At 36.4% G+C, this 21,622-nt stretch carries 20 protein-coding genes; 14 read left to right on the top strand and 6 right to left on the bottom strand.

Features of this window, described 5'->3' with window-relative positions:
- The first annotated feature begins 173 nt into the window (after positions 1 to 173).
- From F9B76_RS05370 to F9B76_RS05355, 4 genes are all read left to right on the top strand, one after another.
- On the top strand, positions 174 to 1,664 hold the full coding sequence (locus tag F9B76_RS05370) for a DASS family sodium-coupled anion symporter (RefSeq protein ID WP_159991187.1): 1,491 nt from the start codon (positions 174 to 176) through the stop codon (positions 1,662 to 1,664).
- Positions 1,665 to 1,982: 318 nt separating this feature from the next.
- A complete protein-coding gene (locus F9B76_RS05365) occupies positions 1,983 to 2,729 on the top strand; it encodes an ABC transporter ATP-binding protein (RefSeq protein ID WP_159991186.1) in 747 nt (248 codons plus the stop codon).
- Positions 2,723 to 3,469, top strand: a complete 747-nt coding sequence (locus tag F9B76_RS05360) for an ABC transporter permease (RefSeq protein ID WP_201289280.1) — start codon at positions 2,723 to 2,725, stop codon at positions 3,467 to 3,469. The genes F9B76_RS05365 and F9B76_RS05360 overlap by 7 nt, the downstream gene beginning before the upstream one ends.
- 39 nt (positions 3,470 to 3,508) lie before the next feature.
- On the top strand, positions 3,509 to 4,453 hold the full coding sequence (locus F9B76_RS05355; RefSeq protein WP_159991185.1) for an ABC transporter substrate-binding protein: 945 nt from the start codon (positions 3,509 to 3,511) through the stop codon (positions 4,451 to 4,453).
- 244 nt (positions 4,454 to 4,697) lie between these two features.
- On the opposite strand, the gene F9B76_RS05350 is transcribed toward F9B76_RS05355, so the two are convergent.
- Positions 4,698 to 5,894: a glycosyltransferase gene (locus tag F9B76_RS05350; RefSeq protein WP_159991184.1), complete on the bottom strand. Its 1,197-nt coding sequence runs from the start codon at positions 5,892 to 5,894 to the stop codon at positions 4,698 to 4,700.
- A 252-nt stretch (positions 5,895 to 6,146) separates the two neighbouring features.
- Between F9B76_RS05350 and tenA the strand changes: the two genes are divergently transcribed.
- Positions 6,147 to 6,809 carry a thiaminase II gene (gene tenA, locus F9B76_RS05345; RefSeq protein WP_159991183.1) on the top strand — a complete coding sequence of 221 codons (663 nt, stop codon included), beginning with the start codon at positions 6,147 to 6,149 and terminating at the stop codon, positions 6,807 to 6,809.
- Between the two features lies 1 nt (position 6,810).
- On the opposite strand, the gene F9B76_RS05340 is transcribed toward tenA, so the two are convergent.
- A complete protein-coding gene (locus F9B76_RS05340) occupies positions 6,811 to 6,963 on the bottom strand; it encodes a hypothetical protein (RefSeq protein WP_159991182.1) in 153 nt (50 codons plus the stop codon).
- A gap of 444 nt (positions 6,964 to 7,407) precedes the next feature.
- Here F9B76_RS05340 and F9B76_RS05335 point away from each other — a divergent pair, with 444 nt between their 5' ends.
- From F9B76_RS05335 to F9B76_RS05310, 6 genes are all read left to right on the top strand, one after another.
- Complete coding sequence (locus tag F9B76_RS05335; protein WP_243140609.1) at positions 7,408 to 9,270, top strand: LTA synthase family protein; 1,863 nt, start codon at positions 7,408 to 7,410, stop codon at positions 9,268 to 9,270.
- A 178-nt stretch (positions 9,271 to 9,448) separates the two neighbouring features.
- Positions 9,449 to 10,231: an enoyl-ACP reductase FabI gene (gene fabI / locus F9B76_RS05330; protein WP_159991180.1), complete on the top strand. Its 783-nt coding sequence runs from the start codon at positions 9,449 to 9,451 to the stop codon at positions 10,229 to 10,231.
- A gap of 3 nt (positions 10,232 to 10,234) precedes the next feature.
- Positions 10,235 to 10,954, top strand: a complete 720-nt coding sequence (gene dnaQ / locus F9B76_RS05325) for a DNA polymerase III subunit epsilon (RefSeq protein WP_159991179.1) — start codon at positions 10,235 to 10,237, stop codon at positions 10,952 to 10,954.
- A 205-nt stretch (positions 10,955 to 11,159) separates the two neighbouring features.
- Entirely contained in the window at positions 11,160 to 11,618 is a 459-nt protein-coding gene (locus F9B76_RS05320; protein ID WP_159991178.1) for a universal stress protein, read from the top strand.
- A 56-nt stretch (positions 11,619 to 11,674) separates the two neighbouring features.
- A complete protein-coding gene (locus F9B76_RS05315; protein ID WP_159991177.1) occupies positions 11,675 to 13,117 on the top strand; it encodes an MFS transporter in 1,443 nt (480 codons plus the stop codon).
- Between the two features lie 195 nt (positions 13,118 to 13,312).
- Positions 13,313 to 14,287, top strand: a complete 975-nt coding sequence (locus F9B76_RS05310; RefSeq protein ID WP_159991176.1) for an IS30 family transposase — start codon at positions 13,313 to 13,315, stop codon at positions 14,285 to 14,287.
- Positions 14,288 to 14,334: 47 nt separating this feature from the next.
- Here F9B76_RS05310 and F9B76_RS05305 read toward each other — a convergent pair whose 3' ends face one another.
- From F9B76_RS05305 to bioB, 3 genes are read right to left on the bottom strand one after another with little or no spacing between them, the layout of a single operon-like run.
- Positions 14,335 to 15,594: an APC family permease gene (locus F9B76_RS05305; RefSeq protein WP_159991175.1), complete on the bottom strand. Its 1,260-nt coding sequence runs from the start codon at positions 15,592 to 15,594 to the stop codon at positions 14,335 to 14,337.
- 40 nt (positions 15,595 to 15,634) lie between these two features.
- Complete coding sequence (locus F9B76_RS05300; protein ID WP_159991174.1) at positions 15,635 to 16,498, bottom strand: DMT family transporter; 864 nt, start codon at positions 16,496 to 16,498, stop codon at positions 15,635 to 15,637.
- Between the two features lie 18 nt (positions 16,499 to 16,516).
- Complete coding sequence (gene bioB, locus F9B76_RS05295; RefSeq protein WP_159991173.1) at positions 16,517 to 17,482, bottom strand: biotin synthase BioB; 966 nt, start codon at positions 17,480 to 17,482, stop codon at positions 16,517 to 16,519.
- Between the two features lie 161 nt (positions 17,483 to 17,643).
- On the opposite strand from bioB, the gene F9B76_RS05290 reads away from it, so the two are divergent.
- The gene (locus F9B76_RS05290; protein ID WP_159991172.1) at positions 17,644 to 18,585 is read left to right on the top strand and encodes a YoaK family protein; all 942 of its coding nucleotides are present in this window, start codon (positions 17,644 to 17,646) and stop codon (positions 18,583 to 18,585) included.
- A 91-nt stretch (positions 18,586 to 18,676) separates the two neighbouring features.
- Here the strand turns inward: F9B76_RS05290 and F9B76_RS05285 are convergent, their stop codons facing one another.
- Complete coding sequence (locus F9B76_RS05285; protein ID WP_201289279.1) at positions 18,677 to 19,462, bottom strand: transporter substrate-binding domain-containing protein; 786 nt, start codon at positions 19,460 to 19,462, stop codon at positions 18,677 to 18,679.
- A gap of 392 nt (positions 19,463 to 19,854) precedes the next feature.
- On the opposite strand from F9B76_RS05285, the gene glpK reads away from it, so the two are divergent.
- Together glpK and F9B76_RS05275 are read left to right on the top strand one after the other, a co-directional pair.
- Positions 19,855 to 21,336 (top strand): glycerol kinase GlpK, encoded by a 1,482-nt coding sequence (glpK, locus tag F9B76_RS05280; RefSeq protein ID WP_159991171.1) that lies wholly within the window; start codon positions 19,855 to 19,857, stop codon positions 21,334 to 21,336.
- A 60-nt stretch (positions 21,337 to 21,396) separates the two neighbouring features.
- Positions 21,397 to 21,585, top strand: coding sequence for a YqaE/Pmp3 family membrane protein (locus F9B76_RS05275; RefSeq protein WP_159991170.1), 189 nt, complete (start codon positions 21,397 to 21,399; stop codon positions 21,583 to 21,585).
- Positions 21,586 to 21,622: the final 37 nt, after the last annotated feature.

Below are 21,622 nucleotides of genomic sequence, written 5' to 3'. Positions count from 1 at the left end.
TTAGGTATTCACTTAACTAAGAGTATTGAGTAGGTTGTAGGTACCATATATTACTCTTAACAAGATGTTTATATAGTATGAAAGAAGTGAAATACAAATGACTCAATTGCTGTGTATATTTACCATAGATATGGTCAATATATTTTGATGATACTTTATTAAAGAGGTTTTCGATGAATACACCAAAAGAACCATTCTTTGCACCGGGGAAGTTTCCCTTTGGTTTGTTAGCTGGGTTTATTGCATTAATCGTTATTCTTTTACTCCCTACCCCTGACGGCTTAACTATTGCGGGTCATCGAGCGTTGGCAATTTTGATTTTTGCGGTAGTAGTGTGGATTACCGAAGCGATTTCGTATGAAGCTAGTTCCATTATTATATTAGGTTTAATTATCTTTCTAGTTGGCTTATCGCCTAGTATTAATCCTAACGCAGCGGTAGGTACTTTATGGGGAACAAAAGAATCTTTATCGTTAGCCTTAGGTGGTTTTAGTAATGCCGCTTTAGCATTGGTGGCGGCGGCATTATTTTTAGCTGCTTGCATGACTTATACTGGTTTAGATAGAAGAATTGCATTAACAACCATGAATCTGGTCGGTACAAGTACAAAATCTATTTTTATTGGTACGGTATTGGTAACAATTATATTGAGTCTTGTTGTCCCAAGTGCGACTGCCCGTAGTGCTGCCATGATACCGGTGATTTTGGGTATTATTGCTGCTTTTGGTGTGGATAAACGTTCTAATTTGGCTGCAGGCTTAATGATTGTGGTAGCACAGAGTATCAGTATATGGAATGTGGGTATCCAGACAGCGGCAGCACAAAACTTATTAACAGTAGGTTTTATGGAGAGTAAGCTTGGCGAACGTGTCGCATGGGTAAATTGGTTTATCGCCGGTGTGCCATGGTCTATTATCATGTCAGTTGTACTTGTCATTATCACAATGAAATTCTTTCCTCCAGAAGTGAAAGGGCTTCAAGGTGGTCAGGAAACGGTCAGAAAACAAATTGCAGAATTAGGTGCAATGACTTCTGCACAAAAACGTTTATTGCTTGTTACACTAGCTCTGATTTGTGTTTGGGCAACAGAAGGTAAATTACATAATTACAGTACAACGGCAACGACAACGGTGGCTTTGGCGATTTTACTTTTACCTAAAATTGGTGTTATTAGCTGGAAAGATATTCAAAGTCGAGTACCTTGGGGAACAGTCATTGTGTTTGGTGTGGGTATTAGCTTAGGAACAACGATTCTTCAAACACAAGCGGGGGATTGGCTAGGGTCTCAAATTATTAGTAAAACAGGATTAGATGCTTTTGGGCCTTTAGTAGTTTTTGCAATATTGGCAGCATTTTTGATTGTTATTCACCTTGGTTTTGCAAGTGCCACGGCGCTTTCTTCTTCGATGATTCCTATAATGATTTCTTTAATAGAAAAACTTCCCGGTGATATTAATCGTATTGGCATGACAATGGTATTAGGCTTTGTGATTAGTTATGGGTTTATTCTTCCTATTAATGCTCCACAAAATATGGTTTGTTTAGGGACAGAAACATTTAATGCGAAGCAATTTGCTAAGGTGGGGATAGCGATTACTCTTGTTGGGTATCTTCTAATGCTGGTATTTGCAGGTACTTACTGGAAATGGTTGGGAATCTTATAGTTGTGTTGATGTCGTTTTTATTGTGAATGCAACGAGAGGGAAGAAGGAAACTTCTTCCCTTTTTGTTGTGTTCAATCATGTACTCTATATCTATTATTTTTCTGTATTTTTAGAATAATAATGTTATTCTTTTTATCAAAATTAGTTTAGATATAGGGTATATTTTTTCTTATTCCATTTTTAAACATTATTTTTATAAAAATCTATCCGTTCTATACTGTTAAACTAATATTATATCTTAGGAAAATAAAGTAAAAATATGGCATAATTTTTTGAATATGCTATTTGATATAAATATAGGATGGGAAGAGGGAGCAAATGAAAGTAACCGGTATCTTATTACAGGAAGTAGGTTTGCAATATGAACAGACAGTTCTTTTTAATGGGGTATCGGCTCATTTTTCGGCAGGAAAATGGCATAGTATTCTGGGTGCTTCAGGCATAGGAAAGAGTAGCTTACTAAAAGCGATAGCTGGTTTATTAGAAAAAGAACAATTAATAGGAACTATCCAAGCAGATGATGGTAATGATTTGCATCATCGTATTGCTTGGATGGCGCAAGATGATTTGCTTTTACCTTGGCTAACAGTTATTGAAAATGTTTATTTAGGCTATCACTTACGACAAGAGAAGTCTGATTTTATAAAAGCTAAAGCCTTAGATCTATTAGCGAAAGTGGGTTTGGCTGCTTTTGCACAACGAATGCCTTATCAATTGTCAGGGGGGCAACGACAGCGAGTGGCACTTGCTCGTACCTTAATGGAAGAAAAGCCTATTGTGCTAATGGATGAACCCTTTTCGGCTTTAGATGCGGTAACACGACTACAATTACAACAACTATTTGTACAGTTATTAAGAGATAAGACAGTATTATTAATAACGCATGATCCATTAGAAGCCTTACGATTAAGTCAAGAGGTCTGGCTAATGCAACATAAGTCGCCATTTCTTTCTTCGATTGTACAGTTAGATTCAACAACCCCAAGGCAACTTGATGATCATAAGGTGTTATTTTGGCAGAATCAGCTCTTAACCTTGATGGAGAGTGAGACATTATTATGCTAATGCACCGTTTTATTCGTTTGTTAATTATTGCGACTGGGTTATTAGTTTTCTGGCAAGGGATTATATGGATTACTCATGTCCCTCGATTTATTCTACCAAGCCCTTTTGATGTCTATATGGTTTTAACAGAGCGTTATGCGCTTATTGCTGAACATACTTTAACAACTGCAATCGAAATTATCCTTGGGCTTTTATTAGGTAGTACAGCTGGTTTTTTGAGTGCTTTATTATTACAGGCGGTGCGAGCGATCCGTCCGTGGTTAATGCCTGTTTTAGTTATCAGCCAAGCTATTCCTGTTTTTGCTTTAGCGCCTATATTGATGCTATGGTTTGGGTATGGCATGGTTTCCAAGGTCATTATGGCGAGTTTGATAATCTTTTTCCCCGTAACGGCGGCATGTTATGATGGTTTACGGCAAACACCTCGTACATGGTTGTACCTTGCACAGACTATGCAAGCGAGTGCATGGCAACAATTACGTTATATTCGGTTACCAGCCTCTTTACCTTCATTAGCATCAGGTTTGCGTGTGGCTGCTTCTATTGCACCTATTGGGGCGATTGTAGGGGAGTGGGTAGGTTCTAGTTCAGGACTTGGTTATTTAATGTTGCAAGCCAATGCAAGAATGCAAGTAGATGTGATGTTTGCTTGCCTTTTTGTTTTAGCCGTCATGGCATTACTTGTCTATTTTAGTATGGATTATATTTTGCGTAAAAGTATCCCATGGGCAGGAAAATAGGCTATATATTTAGGGTATTTATTTCATCAAAGGAACTATATGAAAATTTTAAAAAAAGTTGTATTAGCCAGTAGTTTAGCGGTATTTTCTCTTCATGCACAAGCGAGTGAGAAAGTAACTGTTTTATTGGATTGGTTTGTTAATCCTGACCATGCCCCTTTAGTGATTGCACAACAAAAGGGTTTTTTTAAAGAACAAGGACTTGCGGTTGAAATGGTTGAGCCTGCTGATCCCTCTATGCCACCTAAATTAGTGGCTGCAGGTAAAGCTGATATGGCGGTAACTTATCAACCACAATTACATATGCAAATTGATGAGGGATTGCCTTTAACGCGTGTAGCAACATTAGTAGATAATCCATTGAATTCTGTAGTGGTATTGGATAAGAGTGATATCCAGTCTATTAAGGATTTAAAAGGAAAAAAAGTTGGTTTTTCTGTAGGTGGTTTTGAAGAAGTGCTTCTTGGTGCTATGTTGAACTATCATGGTTTATCATTAAAAGATGTTGAGTTAATTAATGTGAATTGGTCTTTATCCCCTTCTTTAATTACTCAAAAAACAGATGCGGTAATCGGTGCTTTTCGTAATTTTGAATTGAATCAAATGGATATAGAGCAGCATCCGGGACGAGCATTTTTTGTAGAAGAACATGGTGTTCCTGTGTATGAGGAATTAATTTTGGTTGTAAATAATAAAGATAGAAACCAAACGGATAAATGGAAGCGTTTTAATCAGGCATTAACGCAAGCTGTACAATATATTCACCAAGATACAGAGCAGGCATGGCATGATTTTATTAGCTATAAACCCGCAGTATTAGATACTGAGCTTAATCGCCGTGCATGGAAAGATACTTTACCGTATTTAACCAAAGAGCCTGCTAAATTAGTAGAAAAGCGTTATGCTGATTTTGCAGAGTTTATGCATCAACAATCATTGATTAAAAAAGTACTGCCTGTTGAGAGCTATGCAATAGCACCTTAATAGGTAGGATAAATAAAAGGGTGATATATTACTATCGCCCTTATTATTGACGTAACTTATTAGCCAGTTCAAGAATCAATCTTGCTGCCGTAGGTAAGGGTGAATCTTCAACTAAATGAAGATATTTAAGTGCTAAACTTTCTGTTCTTATTGTCTATTGATGAAAAATTTTAATGGATTCAATAATATTGCTTTCATTACGGATCATATTTAAACCGACCAATTTTTTATTCATATTAGTTAATTACTGTTTTAGAGCTAATTTTTCTTCTGCAAACTTAAGATTTTCTTTAAAACGTTGCTTATCTCTTTCAGGAATAGAAGGATTATCAAGTAATTCAAGACATAAATCATAACAAAGCTGATAATTTTCCACCCAATAGGCAGCAACTGCTAATTCATCTTTTGCTTGCCAACCATAAGCCTCATAATTAATAAACAATCGATCTTCATTTTTGGGTATGTTCACTGCTGTCAAAGCATAAATATAAGCTAATTTAATACGATTATTTAAACGTAAATGACGAGCTAAAAAATAGAGACTTTCTGCTCGTTGGGGACGATATTCATAAGCCTCTAAAAATGCCTGATGAATATCATCTAAAGAATTATTTAATTTAATTTTTAGCAGTGCTATTTGTAGTAATGAATAATAAATTTCTTCCACCCAACCACCAAGTGCTACACGCTGTTTATATGTTTCTAATGCCTGTTGGTTTTCTTCTAAATCACGCCAAGTTTGAGCCAAATAAAATGTACAACGCTGAATTAACCCTTCTCTGCGGTGCCATAACCCAACTTCCATTGCATTATTTTTTTCTTCTTCAGTCGCATTTTCCAATGCTTTGAGTCGATTAATTTCTTCGGTAAGTAATCTTATATCACGCACAAATTTATCATTTTTTGCCCCACCATCTTGATAATCTGCAAATTCAATTCCCCTTATAAAGGCAGAAGAATTATTCCCATCAATAGAATCACAATATTCGTGCGTAGCGCCCCAATAGCGAAAACGCTCTCTTCCTTTTAATCGACCATTTACTAATCTAATATTATGGTATCTTAATGTATTATTTTTTTGCACAACTAAATAAGAAGGATCGCCTTTTAATTCTGATTTCCACTTAGGATCAATAACTTCTAAAACCATATCGGCATCGCACAATAAAATATAATCCGCTTTATCTTCAGCTAATTCCAATGCTTCACTACGATTATGGGAGAAATTAACCCAAGGGCGCTCCACCAATTCCCCCAGAATATTATGTTTCTGCATATAATCTTTGATAATTTGTTGTGTATTATCTGTGGAGCCTGTATCGATAATGACCCAATAATCAATTTGGTTAATCAATGAATCTAAGCAGCGTTCAATAATGGCTGATTCATTTTTGACAATCATATTGAGACAAATGGTTTTTTTATCAGATTTCGTTGCCATAACCTATATTTACTTTTAACAATCAACTAATGGCATATTATAATGAAAATAAGCGATAAAGCGTATTTAGGGACTAGAGATATTTTGTTTTTGCTTGTGAAGTGAGGTGACTTCTAGCCAAGTAAAGGTGGAATAGTATTTCATTATCCGTATTGAATAATTTTCAACATAGAATAAGTAAAAAATTGTCTTATCCTTCCATGTTGTGGTAAAAATATGCATTACACCGAATGAGATAATGATCAGGAGAGTATGATGTTTTTTGAACAATTAAAATTAGCTGCTAAACAAGAGTGGCAAGCCTATACACAACATGAGTTTGTTCGTTTGCTAGCAAAAGGTACGCTAGAAAAAGAAAGCTTTCAGCATTATTTAAAACAAGATTATTTATTTTTATTGCACTTTACTCGAGCGTGGGGATTAGCGATTTATAAAAGTCATTCTTTTGCTCAAATGCGTTATGCCCAAACAGGTATTAATGCACTATTAGATACGGAAATTGGGCTACATATTGATTATTGTAAAGAATGGGGCATTACAGAGGAGCAGCTTTTGCAAGAACCAGAATCCAGTGCTTGCGTAGCTTATACACGGTATGTGTTAGATTGTGGTTTGAGTGGTTCTTTGCCAGAGTTATATACGGCATTGATGCCTTGCTTAGTTGGTTACGCTGAAACAGTAGAATGGTTGTTGGCACAGCCTTTTACCATTGAGGAAAATAATCCTTATTATCCTTGGATAGCGATGTATAGTAGTAAAGAATACACAGAAGCTGTTGAGATTGCTAAGCAACAATTTGAGTGCATGGTGTCTGGATTGACACCTGCACAACAAGATAAGCTGATTGATATATTTAAAACTGCCACTCGAATGGAAGTGGCTTTTTGGGAAATGGGTTTACACCAATTAGCCTAAATTAATTTTTGGTACTAGCACTTACTTTGGTCGCTTTTGATAATAATGCAGAAGCGACTTTAGCATTTCGCTGTACTTTACTGATGGTTGAACCAGTTGTATGAGCGATAATTTGTGAAGAAAATTCATCACGTAAACGAGTTAATAATTTCATAAAAAGTTCCTTTGTAAAAATAATTATTGGAGAAGCTAATCACATATCAATAAGATGTAGATTAACGTAAATATATTTCAGGCGTATGAATAAAACAGACATCTTAAAAGTAATAATCTATGTGTAAATGGGATTGTTTTATGCACGACTTAGTGAGAGGATAATAATAAATAGCGTGCTAACTTTACCTGAAAATGGACTGCTTAAATAAGGATATTTTTAATATAGTTTGTTGGGTTAATAAACTAAGCAGTGTTATCCATTCTAATAAAGTTTTGTATAAAAGTCAATAGGGGGATATGATGGTATTTGTAATAGAAGTAAAAATAGATAAACAGTTTCTTTTATAATAAATACTCTTTTTATTTTTATCTAGTGACCACTATGTATGCGCAAATTTTAACTTTTTCAATAGCTCTGATACTGATACTGACTTTGTCGCGAATGGGTTTAGTTATCTGGCAATGGCATCGTGTACGACAATATGCTTTATCGCCTCTTTTTATCGGTGGTTTACGGATTGATTTATCAACACTCGGTATTTTAATTGCTCCGGTTGCTTTGTTTGCACCTTGGTTAGATGGTAATGCTATTGCACAATCTTTAACAACTTTTTGGTTTTGTTTGGTGAGCTTACTCGTTTTAATTACGGAGGTTGCTTCTGCTCAGTTTATTATGGAGTATGATACTCGACCTAACCGACTTTTTGTGGATTATTTAAAGCACCCGCAAGAAGTGCTAGGTATGTTATGGAAAGGATTTAAAGCTGTACTAATAGTGGGAACAATAAGTGTTGCTTTACTTATGTATGGGGCATATCAGCTTTTTAAATCACCATCGCCCAGTTGGGGAAGCACTACTTTTATATGGCAAGTCGTTGAGTTCTTAGTCAGTGCGGCAATCATTACACTCATGATTAGAGGAACATTACAACATCGCCCAATTAATCCATCTACGGTTGCTTATTGTGGTGATAGTATGGTCAATACATTACCACTGAATTCTCTCTATAGTGTGTATTATGCGATTTATAGTATTAAAAATGAACGTTCTGCTCGTGATGCGTATGTGAATATGAATGATGAGGAGGTGATTAAACTTGTTAATCAAGCGGCGTCAATAACACCTATTGCTAATAATTTACATATTCCTTCCTTGCATTTACAAGTACCTACTTCAGTGGAAAATAGTTTATCAGAGCAAAAAGCAACACAACGCTATAAGAATATTGTATTGATTGTTCAAGAAAGTTTAGGTGCGCAATATATTGGTAGTTTAGGAGGGCAAAATTTATCCCCTTGTTTTGATCGTTTAATGCAGGAAGGTTGGGCATTTAAGCGGTGCTATGCGACAGGAACTCGTTCTGTTCGAGGTTTAGAGGCGGTGAGTAGTGGTTTTCCGCCTACTTTATCAGATGCTGTATTACGGTTAAATAAATCACAATCTCGTTTTTTTACCTTGGCTCAATTATTAAATCCATTAGGGTATCGTTCAAGTTTTATCTATGGAGGTGAGTCGCATTTTGACAATATGCGTTCTTTCTTCCTAGGGAATGGGTTTAAAGAGATTTATGATCGTGCGAGTTTTAGCCAACCTGTTTTTGAGGGAACATGGGGGGTATCAGATGAAGATATGTTTGCCAAATTACATGAAGTTTTAATGGATGATCTGGAAACCCCTAAGTTAAGCCTTGCTTTTACTGTTACAAATCATACTCCATGGGAGTATCCGAAAGGACGTATTACACCTATTGGTGAAGAGGCAAGTGTAGAAAACTCTGTCCGTTATGTGGATTGGTGTATTGGTGAATTTTTTGAAAAAGCAAAACAATCGCCGTATTGGAAAGATACATTATTTTTAGTTGTGGCTGACCACGACTCTCGTGTTTGGGGACAATCGCTAGTGCCTTTAAAACATTTTCATATTCCGGCACTTATCCTTGGAGGAGGAGTTCCTGTTAAGCAAGATGATCGTATTATGAGTCAGTTAGATTTGCCTGTTACGCTATTATCATTAGCGGGTATTCAAGCAGAACACCCTATGATTGGTCAAGATTTAACGTTAGCTATGTCTGGCGGTAGAGCGATGATGCAATACAATGATAATTATGGGTATCTTAAAGGGGATATTCTGACGGTATTGCAGCCCTTATTACCTGCACAACAAGTTATCTATACCGCTCCTGAAACATATACCCCTGTACAATCAATGGATGAAACACTTATTACATTAGCCCGTGCTCATGCAATATGGCCATCTATGATGTACGATAAAGGATGGTACACATTACCTTCTTTGCATCACTAAATATACTTCTATTAGGTAATAATGAAGTTTTTATCCGTATAGCCCTCTAACGTTATGTTAAAATTTGGTTTTCATCATATTTAATAGTTGATGGTTATACGGATTTTAGTATATCCAGATACTGTGTTTACTATATTGTTTTTCTTTAAACAGTATATTTTTATCGTAGGATAGAGAAATGGGTTTTTTAGCTAATAAAAAAATCGTCATTACTGGTCTTATTTCTGACTATTCAATTGCATATGGTATTGCTAAAGCATGTCATGATCAAGGCGCTTCTTTAGCCTTTACATATGTTAGTGATCGCTTTAAAGATAGAGTAACTGAATATGCCAAGTCTTTTGGTAGTGATATTGTTATTCCCTGTGATGTCAGCTCTGATGAGAGTATTGCTCATGCCATTGCCATGTTATCTGAACATTGGGATGGTTTAGATGGTTTGGTTCATTCTATTGGTTTTGCACCACGTGAAGCGATTTCAGGTGATTTTTTAGAAGGGTTTTCACGAGAGTCTTTCCATATTGCCCATGATATTTCTGCCTATAGTTTTCCTGCCTTAGCGAAAGCTGCACTTCCGTTACTTGAAAAAAATAAAGGTTCGTTATTAACCCTTACTTACTTAGGGGCAGAAAGAGCGATTGCTAACTACAATACCATGGGTTTAGCCAAAGCATCACTTGAGTCTAGTGTACGCTATGTTGCAAGCAGTGTTGGGCCTAAAGGGATCCGTGCTAATGGTATTTCAGCAGGGCCTATTAAAACATTAGCCGCTTCTGGTATTAAAGGGTTCTCAAAAATTCTAGAAACAGTAGAGGCGAATACACCATTACGCCGCAATGTTACGATTGAAGATGTTGGTAATGCTGCGGCATTCTTATTGTCTGATTTAGCCTCAGGTATTACGGGTGAAATTATCTATGTCGATAATGGTTTCTCTACCGTTGTATCAGGTATTGTGTAGTTTATGATGAGACAGATTGTCTTTGATACGGAAACAACAGGTCTTAAAACAGAAGACGGTAATCGTATTATTGAATTAGGGTGTGTAGAGCTTATTGATCGTCGATTGACGGGCAATAATCTACACCTCTATTTTAATCCTCAACGGGATAGTGAGCCAGATGCACTTAAAGTGCATGGTTTAACAACGGATTTTTTATCTCAATATCCTACTTTTGATCAGCAGATTCAGCAGATTATTGAATATATTAAAGGGGCAGAAATGATTGCACATAATGCCCCATTTGATATTGGTTTTTTAAATCATGAATTTGCACTTGCAGGGTATCCTTCTATCCATCAATATGTCCCCAAGTTTCTGGATACATTAGTGCTCGCTAAGGAATTAATTCCTGGCGTTAAGCGTCTTAGTTTAGATGCGTTATGTGCACGTTTTGAAATTGATAATAGTCATCGTGAGCTTCATGGGGCTTTACTAGACTCAGAGTTATTGGCTGATGTTTATATTGCCATGACACGCCAACAGTTTGGTTTGAGTTTAGAAATGCATGAAAATAATGAGAAAAAGGCAGATATAGTGCGACAATTAGATGCAGCAACTGTTAATGCTTTGCCTATTATTTATGCGAATGAAGAAGAGTTATCCGCACACCAAGCCTATGTAGAGGCACTAGAAAAAGCCTCTGGTGGTACAACACTGTGGACACCTTCACAGCATGACTAGTTATTAAAATAAATATTATCGTAAGTAGTGTTTCTTATTATTGATTTATAAAGCCTATAAAAATAAGGATAGAGACCTAATATTGTCATATTAAGACTGTATAAATAGTAATTGGTAAGAGATTGCTTACCTAATAGGAATAGTATGGTATGATTGACGATAATAATGATAACAACCCATTTTATTTTTTTAAAGGAGCACTGTTATGTACAAAAAAATACTTCTTCCTGTTGATGGATCAGAGATTTCTTCATTAGCGGCTAATGCGGGTGTTACTTTTGCTCGTCAAGTCGGTGCAGAAATTGTTGCTATCTATGTTACACAACCTGTTTCAGCATTACTTGGCTTTGATGGTATGGCAGCAGCGATTTCTGAGAGTAATTATGAAGATGCTGCCAAACAAGAGGCAGAAGCCTTTCTTAAACCAGTGTTAGAACGTGCAGATGCGGCGGATGTGAAAGCTAGTTCTGTTATCGTATCAAACCATAATGTTGCGGAAGGTATTGTAGAAACTGCTAAAAAACAAGGTTGTGATTTAATCTTTATTGCAACACATGGGCGTAGTGGATTATCACGTTTTCTATTAGGTAGTGTGACAACTAAAGTGATTTCTTTAGCTTCTAGCTCAGTCTTTGTTTACCGTGCAGGTGGTCAAGGAAATTAATCTCGTTTAATCGGGTTATGGGTACATAACTTGATTGGTTTTATCGTTATGTACCAATGATTCGTATTATTTTTTCTTTTGCTTCACTTTATTTTGCCATTTTGTTGTTATCTGTAGGGACGGGGTTATATAACACTTTTATGTCTTTACGATTAACACAAGATGGCATTTCTCAATCTTGGGTAGGGCTTTTAATTTCAGCCTATTATTTGGGTTTGGTATTAGGGGTTCGTATAGGGCATAAACTAATCAGTGCTTTTGGACATATCCGAGCCTATGTGGCGAGTGCTGCCATTGTTTCTGTGATGGTATTAGCTCAAACCTTAATCCCTACGATGGAAATTTGGTTATTATTCCGTGTGATTGTCGGGATTGCGATGGTTACACAGTATATGGTACTAGAGAGTTGGTTGAATGATCAGTCAGAAGGACATAATAGAGGGGTTATTTTTTCTGTCTATATGATGATGAGTAGCTTAGGCATTGTGCTTGGACAAATGTCAATTGGTGCTTTTCCTGAATTAAATATGACGGTGTTAAATGCCGTTGCAATGTCAATGAGTTTATGTTTAATTCCGATTGCTTTAACACGCCGAGCTCACCCTGTTTTAGCCTCACAAGCCCCTTTAAATCTTAGAGTATATTTTAAGATTGTACCTGTTCCTATGGTTGTTTTATTCCTTGGTGGGGCAATTACGAGCTCTTTTTATAGTTTGGCGGCAGTGTATGCTAATAAGGCAGGCTTGAGTAATGACCAAGTTTCTATTTTTCTTTCTGTCTGTGTTTTAGCAGGGTTATTGGCACAATATCCAATGGGTTACTTGAGTGATCGGTTTAATCGTTTGAGAATACTGAGAGTGAGTGCATTTGGTTTGGTCTTATTTACACTTCCACTTGTTTTAATCCATAATCCGAGTTATCACCTATTATTGATTGTTATTGCCTGTATGGGGTGCTTACAGTTTACTTTTTATCCTTTATCGGTAGCATTAGCAAATGAGCATGTATCACCAGCGATGCGAGTTGGATTAAGTGGTGCGTTGCTGTTGGCATTTAGTGTAGGAGCAACAATTGGTCCATCTATCGCAGGAATGCTGATGGATGGTGGGGGTTCTTCTATGTATATGGTGTATGTGGCCTCTTGTGCGTTGATTATGGGACTTTTTGTGAGTAAAATGCGAGCAAATTATCGTCCTAATATTGAGAATGCCCAATATGTACCGATGGCAGTGGATATTACACCTGCCCCTGTGGTGCATGAGCTAGATCCTCGTGTGGATATCAGTCAAGATATTTCGCATGATGAAGAAATGATGGAACAGGTAAAAGATTTAGTATTAAATACTGAAGTACCTGTAGGGGGCGTGGTAGTAGAAGAGGGTGATATCCCTAGTGTTGAAGAAAAGCGTTCTGTAGCAGAGGAAACTACTTATAAGGCGGTAGAGGATAAGACAGAAGAAAATATTGAAATAGATAACCAGAATAAATCTTTAAGTTAGTTTAATGTAAAAGTAATAATACTTACTAATAAGGTATAGTGATATAAGAACTATTTAAGTATTAAATAGTTTTTAATATTGTTTCATAAATAAAACCCAATTTGTAAAATTAAGCTAGACAAAAAACTGGACAAAAAAAGCCATTTACATTAGATTCAGATAAACACCACATTTACTGAAAAGGAACTAACATAAATGACTTACACTCATCTTAGCACAAATGAATTGGTTATGATAGAGGCATATTACCAAATTGGTAAAAAAGTAATAGATATAGCTAAGGCATTAAATCGATCAAGGCAAACGATCTATAGGGTAATAGCGATGTTAAAAAAGGGTTACTCTGCCTATGAGTATTATGAACAGTATAAAAAGAATAAGCGCTATTGTGGGCGGGGTAAAACCCAATTATCCAAAAAAGAGAGAGCGTTAATACAAGCCCATTTGGATAAGGGGTGGAACTTTGATGTGATTAAAGGGGTCTATCACAAGAAAATTTCTTGCTCGATGAGAACACTGTATCGCTTAGTGGAACGAGGTGTTTTTAAGAAAGAGGATTTACCTTGGAAAGGTAAGCGTAGAGCCAATGGACGAAAAGAAACACGGGGTAAACAAGCTTTTGTAAGGGATATTCATGAACGAGCCAAATATTATCCAGCGTTTAAGGAAGAATTTGGGCATTTAGAAGGTGATACTATCGTAGGGAAAAATCATCAAAGTGCGGTGATAACACTGGTTGAGAGAAAGTCTAAAGCTATTATTACCTTACAAACAGATGGACGAAAAGCACAGGATATACAAAAGGCAATCAGTCGCTGGATGTCTTCTTTTTCAACTCTACCTCATTTATTTAAATCCATCACCTTTGATAGAGGCAAAGAGTTCTCTGACTGGAAAACGATTGCCAATGCACATGATATTGATATTTTCTTTGCCGATCCAGGCTGTCCAAGTCAGAGAGGACTTAATGAACATTCTAATGGATTATTACGCCGACATGGACTACCAAAACAGACTGATTTTATAGGAATGACTCAATCATATTTGTCCAGTATTGCTAATAAAATAAACATGATACCTAGAAAATCTCTCGGTTATAAAACCCCTTACCATGTTTTTCTGATCTATTTAAAAGAGGCTCTTAAAAAAGCAATGTCTAAAAATGTCTAGCTTAATTTGACAAATGAAAAAATATAAAGAAAATGTTAAGGGTATATTTAGTCAGAAATCAAGTGGTAGCGATATAATAATGTGCCTATTAGCATAAGACATAAAGGATAAAGTACTAACCAACCAAATCCTTGCATTAAGAATATCCAGCTTATTCCAGCAATTATCCCAATTACTTTTTGCCACCAAAATGATACTTCTTTCATAAAAGCAATAACAGCACCACCGTATAAAATAATAAATCCTTGAGTAGTGAGTAAAAAAAAAGCATAGTGTATGTCTATTCCCCCAATATAGATGATTAAGATAACCGTACAGTACAGGGTAAGTAGTGTATAAAGCATTGTGATAGGTATTCCATTATGATTGACATAGCGAAGTTGGCTAGGAAGTAAATGCATTGTTGCTGCAGAAAAAAACGCTCGTGAACTACCAAAAACCCAAGCATTAGCGTTGGCAATAAGAATAAACACCATAATAATTAATATCAATCGTCCTACTAATCCTTCAGGTAATAATCCGACAATACCATTTAATCCACTCACATTTACCCCTTGCGCTGCACCAATGAATACAGCAAGAGCAAATATAGCGTAAACGATTGAGACAATCATAAAACTTAGCCAGTATATTAATGGAATATTAACTTTAGGGTTTTTGATTTCTTCAAAACCAAAAGTCATATTTTCCCAACCCTGAAAAGCCCAGAATACTATTGACATAGCTAACCATAACTGAGAGATAGGTATTGAAAAAATTGCTTCTGATGTTATAGTTGGAGAAATGATAGTGATAGCCGGTAAAAGGCGGATAGAAAGATAAATAACGACTGCTAATACTAAAATAACAATAACTTTATTAATAAATCCTAATTTTTCTACCCCGTATAAATTAATTATTGTTGTCGCTACAGCAAGAAGTAATGCACAAGGGATAGTCCATTGCGTATCATTTAACCCAAGTAATACCGCAATATAGCTACCACCGACAAGAAAAAATGCAGGCATTCCTACCGCTAATGTTCCACAAGTAATCATCATAATCCCTGCTCTACTCCAATGCCCAAGACCTTTACTGGCATAAAGGGAAATTCCTTCGGCAGAGGGATAACGGCAACCTAACCAAGAGAAAACATAAATTAAGGCAGGCATCAGTGCGATAACACCTAACCAAGCAAGCAAGGCGGTTAATGCATCTGTTTGTTGGATAGCCAGTCCCGGCAAGCCAAATAAACCAGAACCTACCACCATAGAAACAGCAATAGCAACACCACTTAGAAGTGATATTTTTTTCTTTAGTATAGTCATGTCTCCCCCTTGAATTATTATTTTAATGTACTTCTTTCTACTATATCTTCATAGCCCAAAAATACAATAAGCAAACAGCAGTAATGGCTAGTATAATACCAAGTGCATTAATAGTAGAGATTTTTTCTTTAAATACCAATGCCCCCACAATTGTACCAATACTAATAACACCGATATTCATGGTGGTAAAGACAAGTGTGGGGTTATCTTTAAAGACCTGATGGGCACGGATATAGAAAAGAATATTCCCAAAATTAAATAACCCTAGTATAAGACCGGCGATAACAGAGCGTAGATTAAAGGTGATTCGCTTAAAGAATAAATAACTAAATATCAGAATAGCAGCAAGTCCAAAGCTAATAATTAAACCGATAGGAAAGGCTATCTCTGCCTTAGAGAGTTGCTTGAATAATATATCAATTGTCCCATACCCTAGCCATGTGCCTATAAGAAAGAGGGCGGCATATTGTTGTTTATGCTGAGTATGGGAAGCTGGTTTATAGAGTAAACAAAAAAGGGCTAAAAAGGCGACCCCAAGACTGACTAAACGAGAAGATGATATACTTTCAGCAAAAATAGTAAAAGAGGCAATAATAGGAATAAAGAGTGATAGTCGTTGTGCCGCATCAGAGCGAATAATCCCTGCGGTTTCTACTGCTCGAAACATCACTAAAAAGATTGTTGGTAATAAAATACCTAAACTAATAAAGATTAACCAAGGTTGCTGTTCGGATAGATGTACCGTATTAGAGAAATTTGGTTTCAGTATAAAATAAGTTAAGCTAATTGCCATAAGATAATTAAACGCAATCGCTTGACGAATATCGACTTGATATTGCCTTGCTATTTTTAAGAGTACCGAAACAGTAACGCTACACAAAATACTAAAAACTAAATATTCCATATTTTTAAGGCTCTATTGTTAAGTACGAGGAATCAAATTTAAACGATTTAATAAGTGTTTATCCGCTTCTACCTTGGGATTAGCTGTGGTGAGTAATTCTTCACCATAAAAAATAGAGTTAGCACCAGCTAAGAAACATAATGCTTGTGTCCCATCTGACATGGATTCTCGACCTGCTGAAAGTCGAACATGAGAGGTAGGCATAATAATACGAGCAACGGCAATGGTGCGAATAAATTCAAATTCATCAATATCTTCGACTTCAGCCAATGGTGTGCCTGCTACTTTTACCAATTGATTTATAGGTACGGATTCAGGAGGTGGGTTAAGATTGGCGAGCTGACTAAGTAACCCAGCACGTTGAGCGCGTGATTCGCCTAAACCAACAATTCCGCCACAACAAACTTTTATCCCTGCATGACGTACACGTTCTAGGGTATCTAAACGATCTTGATAGGTGCGTGTTGTGATAATTTGCCCATAAAATTCTGGTGAGGTATCTAAATTGTGATTATAATAATCTAGCCCTGCTTCTTTGAGTTTTTCAGCTTGTCCTTCTTTTAGCATACCCAAGGTAACACAGGCTTCTAGCCCCATTGATTTAACCATTTTGACCATCTCAATCACATCTTCTAAGTGATGATCTTTTGGCCCTCGCCAAGCAGCTCCCATACAGAAGCGTGTCGCACCACTGTCTTTTGCGTTTTGAGCGGCTTTTTGAACTTCTTGTAAAGCTAATAGACGTTCTCTTTCTACATCGGTATTATTTTGTGCAGACTGTGGACAGTATTTACAGTCTTCAGGGCAACCACCTGTTTTAATGGATAAAAGACTAGATAGTTGTATTTGATGTGGGTCATGATGAGTGCGATGTACTTCTTGGGCTTGGTATAATAAATCCATAAAGGGAAGCTCAAAAAGTGATAAAACTTGTTTGGGTGTCCAACGAGTGCTTGTTTTGCGAGAGACAGCAATAGCGTCCATAATCTCAGTTATCCTTCTCTGTTTTTAAATAAGACATCTTAATAAGGCATTTGTTATTTTGCAATTTTAATTTTTCTTGCTTTAAAGGTTTATTTGTACGAAATTAGAGGGAATTGCTGTTTTTTATTGTTATTAATGCTAAATAAATCCTAAGGGGTCTTATGTTTTTAGCCTATTCTAGACGATTATCAGGAAAAGTAAGAAGTGCTTCAGCCAATGCCGAGTTAGCCTATTTTTTATCCTTTGTGGCTGGTGCGATTAATGCAGGTGGTTTTTTAGCAATCAATCAATATACTTCCCATATGTCAGGTATTGTTTCCCAAATGTCAGATATGGCCATTTTAGGTGAGTTTAGTATGGTGTTGTGGTGCTTAGGGGCGGTAATGGCTTTTATGGCTGGTTCAGCGACAACCGCTATTATTATCAATTTTGCACGACATTGTTATTTACAAAGTGAATATGCACTACCTATTTTTATAGAGGCGTGTGCCTTAATTTTCTTTGGGCTTTTAGATGGGATTCAGTGGGATTATAGCTGGTTATGGACATCGTTAACGGTGGCGACCTTATGCTATATCATGGGATTACAAAATGCCATTACAACAGATATTTCGCAATATAAATTACGCTCTACTCATGTTACTGGTACGGTAACGGATATTGGTATGGAGTTGGGTAAGATGTTTTATTGGAATCGGGCGAGTAAAAAAGATCCTACCATTCAACCTGTACAGTCTGATTATAAGAAATTTAAATTATTGGTTAAAGTACTTATTCTATTTTTTATTGGTGGTTTAGTGGGGGCTTATGGGTTTAAAACATGGGGGTTTATGTTTACCTGTATGATGGCATCTATTTTGGTGTATTTATCAGCTGGTCCTTTGATTGATGATATTAAAACAATTTTATTTGCCTTGAACCAACCACCTGTTGTATTGGAACAGCCTGCTACGATAGCGACATTGTTAAATGAGCCTACGACAGCAGAGATAGCAGAAGCGGAAGAATTATCAACAATAGAAACAGAAGAAGTGCTTCGTACAGAAGAGGATCATGCAGATGAAATCATACCTACAGCAGAACCTCAAAAAGTTAGTGAATAAATAAAATCCTCGTTAGTGATTTTTATAGGCTAACGAGGATTTTAATAACTTAATGACAAATAGCTAAACTATTTATTATCAAAAAATAGATTTAATTATAAACATCATAATCAAAGTATTTTTTAGCAATTTTGTCATATGTTCCATCTGCACGGATTTCATCAAATGCACGGTTTAAATCTTCTAGTAATTGTTTATCTTCTTTACGAACAGCAAAGCCAGTGCCTTCTCCAAAGATAGAGACATCAGAAGAAGACGCGATAGGTGTACCAATAATGGCAAATCCCTTTCCGCTTGGACCGTTTAAGAATTCACCTGCCGCACCACTATCACCAAAAACAACATGTAGGCGACCAGTAACTAAATCTTTAATGGCATCTTCAAAAGTTTTATAACGTTTAATATGCGCATCAGTAAAGTATTTTGTTGCATACTTATCTTGAATCGTACCTTGTTGTACACCCAGGTCTAAATCTTTTGTGCCTTCTTTAGTGGGTTCTGCTTTAATATCTTCACGACCAATTAGTGGATTAGGTGTATTCCAAATTTTTTGTGTAAAGGCAACGGCTCTTTTGCGCTCTTCAGTGATACTCATAGAGGAGGCGATAACATCAAATTTTTTAGCTCTTAATGCAGGAATAATACCGTCCCATGCTTGATTTTGGAAAGTACATTTAGCATTTAGTCTTTCACACATGGCTTTAGCAATATCAATATCAAAACCAATGATCTCACCATTGGGTGCTGTATATTCAAAAGGAGGGTATGTTGCATCATTTCCAAAACGGATAAGGCGTTGTTCTTGAGCATGAACAGCAACACTACTTGTCATGAGTGTGAGTACTGCTACAGAACGAATAAATTTTTTAAATAACATCGTTGTATCCCCATATAAAAAGTAAAATAGTGAGTGAATATATCATTAAATAGGAGTACTATTCTAGCATTATCATTAAAAAGGTAGGCTTTAATGAAAAGTATTTTATAAAAAGTCTCTTTACTACGTTACTAGTTGAGTGGATAGGTATGGTTGATTTTATGAAAGTAAGTTTACTTGATGTGTAAACTAAACCTTTGCAAATAGAATAAAAAAGTATGCTTTATATTTATCTCATATAAAATGCTGCTATTAGAAAGTGCCTATGTCGTTTATTATGTACTACGGTTTTAATGATAATAGATGATGGATTCAGTAAGAATAAACTTTTCTCATGCATAATCTGGGTTAAACTCAGGGAATAGTAATTTTTAGTGAGTAGTCATCATAAAATGTCTTATTTATTAGCACTTGATCAAGGCACAACATCTAGCCGTAGTATTCTTTTTGACCAAGAGGGTAAGGTAGTGGCGAGTGCACAATACCCTATCCATATTACAACACCTTACGCAGGATGGGTAGAACAAGATGCAGAAGAGTTATGGTTATCTCAATTACAAACCATTCGTGATGTATTGAAAAAGGGAGATATTACCGTTTCAGATATAAAAGCAATTGGTATTGCTAATCAACGAGAAACAACGGTAGTATGGCATAGGAAAACAGGCAAACCTATTGCCCCTGCGATTGTATGGCAAGATCGCCGAACGTCTGTAGTTTGTCAGCAACTGCATGATAAAGGACATTCTGCCCATATTCAGCATATTACTGGATTGATGATAGATCCTTATTTTAGTGCAAGCAAACTCATGTGGATCTTAGATGCGATTCCCCAAGCAAGAGAGTTGGCTGAAAAAGGTGAATTAGCATTTGGTACGATAGATAGTTGGCTTATCTGGAATCTTACTCAAGGAGGTATTCATGTGACAGATGTTTCCAACGCCTCTCGAACAATGCTGATGGATATTCATCAACAAGAATGGTCTTTACCACTTCTCTCGCTCTTTAAAATTCCTATTTCACTCTTGCCGTCAATTGTACCGTCAGGGCAAGAAATTGCTTATACTGATACAGCATTGTTTGGTACTCGTATTCCTATTTTTGCTGCGGTAGGGGATCAACAGGCTTCTTTATTTGGTCATGATTGTCATCAAGCAGGATTAGCTAAAAATACCTATGGTACGGGTTGCTTTATGCTGTTAAATACAGGCGATCAAGTGATTAAAAGTCGTCATCAGTTATTGAGTACGGTTGCTTGGAAACAGAAAGGTAAGCCTACACAATATGCATTGGAAGGTAGTGTATTTATGGCTGGTGCTATTGTGCAATGGCTACGAGATAATTTAGGTTTTATTAAGGAAAGTGCAGAGGTGGAAAGTCTTGCTGCTCAGGTTGATCATACGGATGGAGTTGTGCTTGTTCCTGCTTTCACAGGATTAGGTGCGCCGTACTGGCGAGCAGATGCTTTAGCAAGTATTAGTGGATTAAGCAGGGGAACGCAAAAAGCCCATATTGCTCGTGCTGCACTTGAAGCCATTGCTTTTCAGGTGGCAGATGTACTTCATGCGATGCAACAAGATGCACCAACCCCTTTAACAGAATTAAGGGTTGATGGGGGAGCAAGTGCGAATAATTTATTAATGCAATTCCAAGCGGATATTTTGGGCGTTCCAGTGCTACGCCCCACTTTAACAGAAACAACCGCTTTTGGTGCGGTTAAACTAGCAGGTTTAAGCTGTGGTTTTTTTACAGAAAGTGATTTGTCTTCTATGTGGCAATTAGATCGTTGCTTTGAACCTGTGATGAGTGAAGATGAGCGAATGAATAGACTTTCTTTATGGAAAAAAGCCGTCCATCGTGTATTGAGTGAATAGCTTAATTAAAAATTACTTTTTTTGAATGAAAATCTCTACTATATTTTTAGGAGTATTGATATGCGTTTAATTCTAGCGATATTTTTGCCGTGGTTGCAATTTTTTACTATTGGCAGACCTTTTTCGGGTATTTTATGTTTAATTCTTCAATTGACATTAATTGGTTGGATTCCAGCTGCATTATGGTCGGTTTATGCACTAAACCAATATGAAACAGATAAGAAACTAAAGCATATGTTAAATAAGTAGTTTTTGTTTAAAACATCAAAAACTTTCTATAAGTACC

Source organism: Pelistega ratti (genome assembly GCF_009833965.1).
In the GTDB taxonomy this organism is placed as follows: domain Bacteria; phylum Pseudomonadota; class Gammaproteobacteria; order Burkholderiales; family Burkholderiaceae_B; genus Taylorella; species Taylorella ratti.
This window is presented reverse-complemented; position numbering and strand designations above follow the sequence as displayed.

Bases quoted from the DNA above. Each gene is read 5' to 3' on its own strand.
- F9B76_RS05355 (WP_159991185.1), top strand. From the start codon at position 3,509: ATGAAAATTTTAAAAAAAGTTGTATTAGCCAGTAGTTTAGCGGTATTT.
- F9B76_RS05335 (WP_243140609.1), top strand. From the start codon at position 7,408: ATGGGTTTAGTTATCTGGCAATGGCATCGTGTACGACAATATGCTTTA.
- F9B76_RS05350 (WP_159991184.1), bottom strand. From the start codon at position 5,894: ATGGCAACGAAATCTGATAAAAAAACCATTTGTCTCAATATGATTGTC.
- F9B76_RS05320 (WP_159991178.1), top strand. From the start codon at position 11,160: ATGTACAAAAAAATACTTCTTCCTGTTGATGGATCAGAGATTTCTTCA.
- F9B76_RS05360 (WP_201289280.1), top strand. From the start codon at position 2,723: ATGCTAATGCACCGTTTTATTCGTTTGTTAATTATTGCGACTGGGTTA.
- dnaQ (WP_159991179.1), top strand. From the start codon at position 10,235: ATGATGAGACAGATTGTCTTTGATACGGAAACAACAGGTCTTAAAACA.
- F9B76_RS05285 (WP_201289279.1), bottom strand. From the start codon at position 19,462: ATGTTATTTAAAAAATTTATTCGTTCTGTAGCAGTACTCACACTCATG.
- bioB (WP_159991173.1), bottom strand. From the start codon at position 17,482: ATGGACGCTATTGCTGTCTCTCGCAAAACAAGCACTCGTTGGACACCC.
- F9B76_RS05290 (WP_159991172.1), top strand. From the start codon at position 17,644: ATGTTTTTAGCCTATTCTAGACGATTATCAGGAAAAGTAAGAAGTGCT.
- F9B76_RS05365 (WP_159991186.1), top strand. From the start codon at position 1,983: ATGAAAGTAACCGGTATCTTATTACAGGAAGTAGGTTTGCAATATGAA.
- F9B76_RS05305 (WP_159991175.1), bottom strand. From the start codon at position 15,594: ATGACTATACTAAAGAAAAAAATATCACTTCTAAGTGGTGTTGCTATT.
- F9B76_RS05275 (WP_159991170.1), top strand. From the start codon at position 21,397: ATGCGTTTAATTCTAGCGATATTTTTGCCGTGGTTGCAATTTTTTACT.
- F9B76_RS05310 (WP_159991176.1), top strand. From the start codon at position 13,313: ATGACTTACACTCATCTTAGCACAAATGAATTGGTTATGATAGAGGCA.
- F9B76_RS05340 (WP_159991182.1), bottom strand. From the start codon at position 6,963: ATGAAATTATTAACTCGTTTACGTGATGAATTTTCTTCACAAATTATC.
- glpK (WP_159991171.1), top strand. From the start codon at position 19,855: ATGTCTTATTTATTAGCACTTGATCAAGGCACAACATCTAGCCGTAGT.
- F9B76_RS05315 (WP_159991177.1), top strand. From the start codon at position 11,675: ATGATTCGTATTATTTTTTCTTTTGCTTCACTTTATTTTGCCATTTTG.
- fabI (WP_159991180.1), top strand. From the start codon at position 9,449: ATGGGTTTTTTAGCTAATAAAAAAATCGTCATTACTGGTCTTATTTCT.
- tenA (WP_159991183.1), top strand. From the start codon at position 6,147: ATGATGTTTTTTGAACAATTAAAATTAGCTGCTAAACAAGAGTGGCAA.
- F9B76_RS05300 (WP_159991174.1), bottom strand. From the start codon at position 16,498: ATGGAATATTTAGTTTTTAGTATTTTGTGTAGCGTTACTGTTTCGGTA.
- F9B76_RS05370 (WP_159991187.1), top strand. From the start codon at position 174: ATGAATACACCAAAAGAACCATTCTTTGCACCGGGGAAGTTTCCCTTT.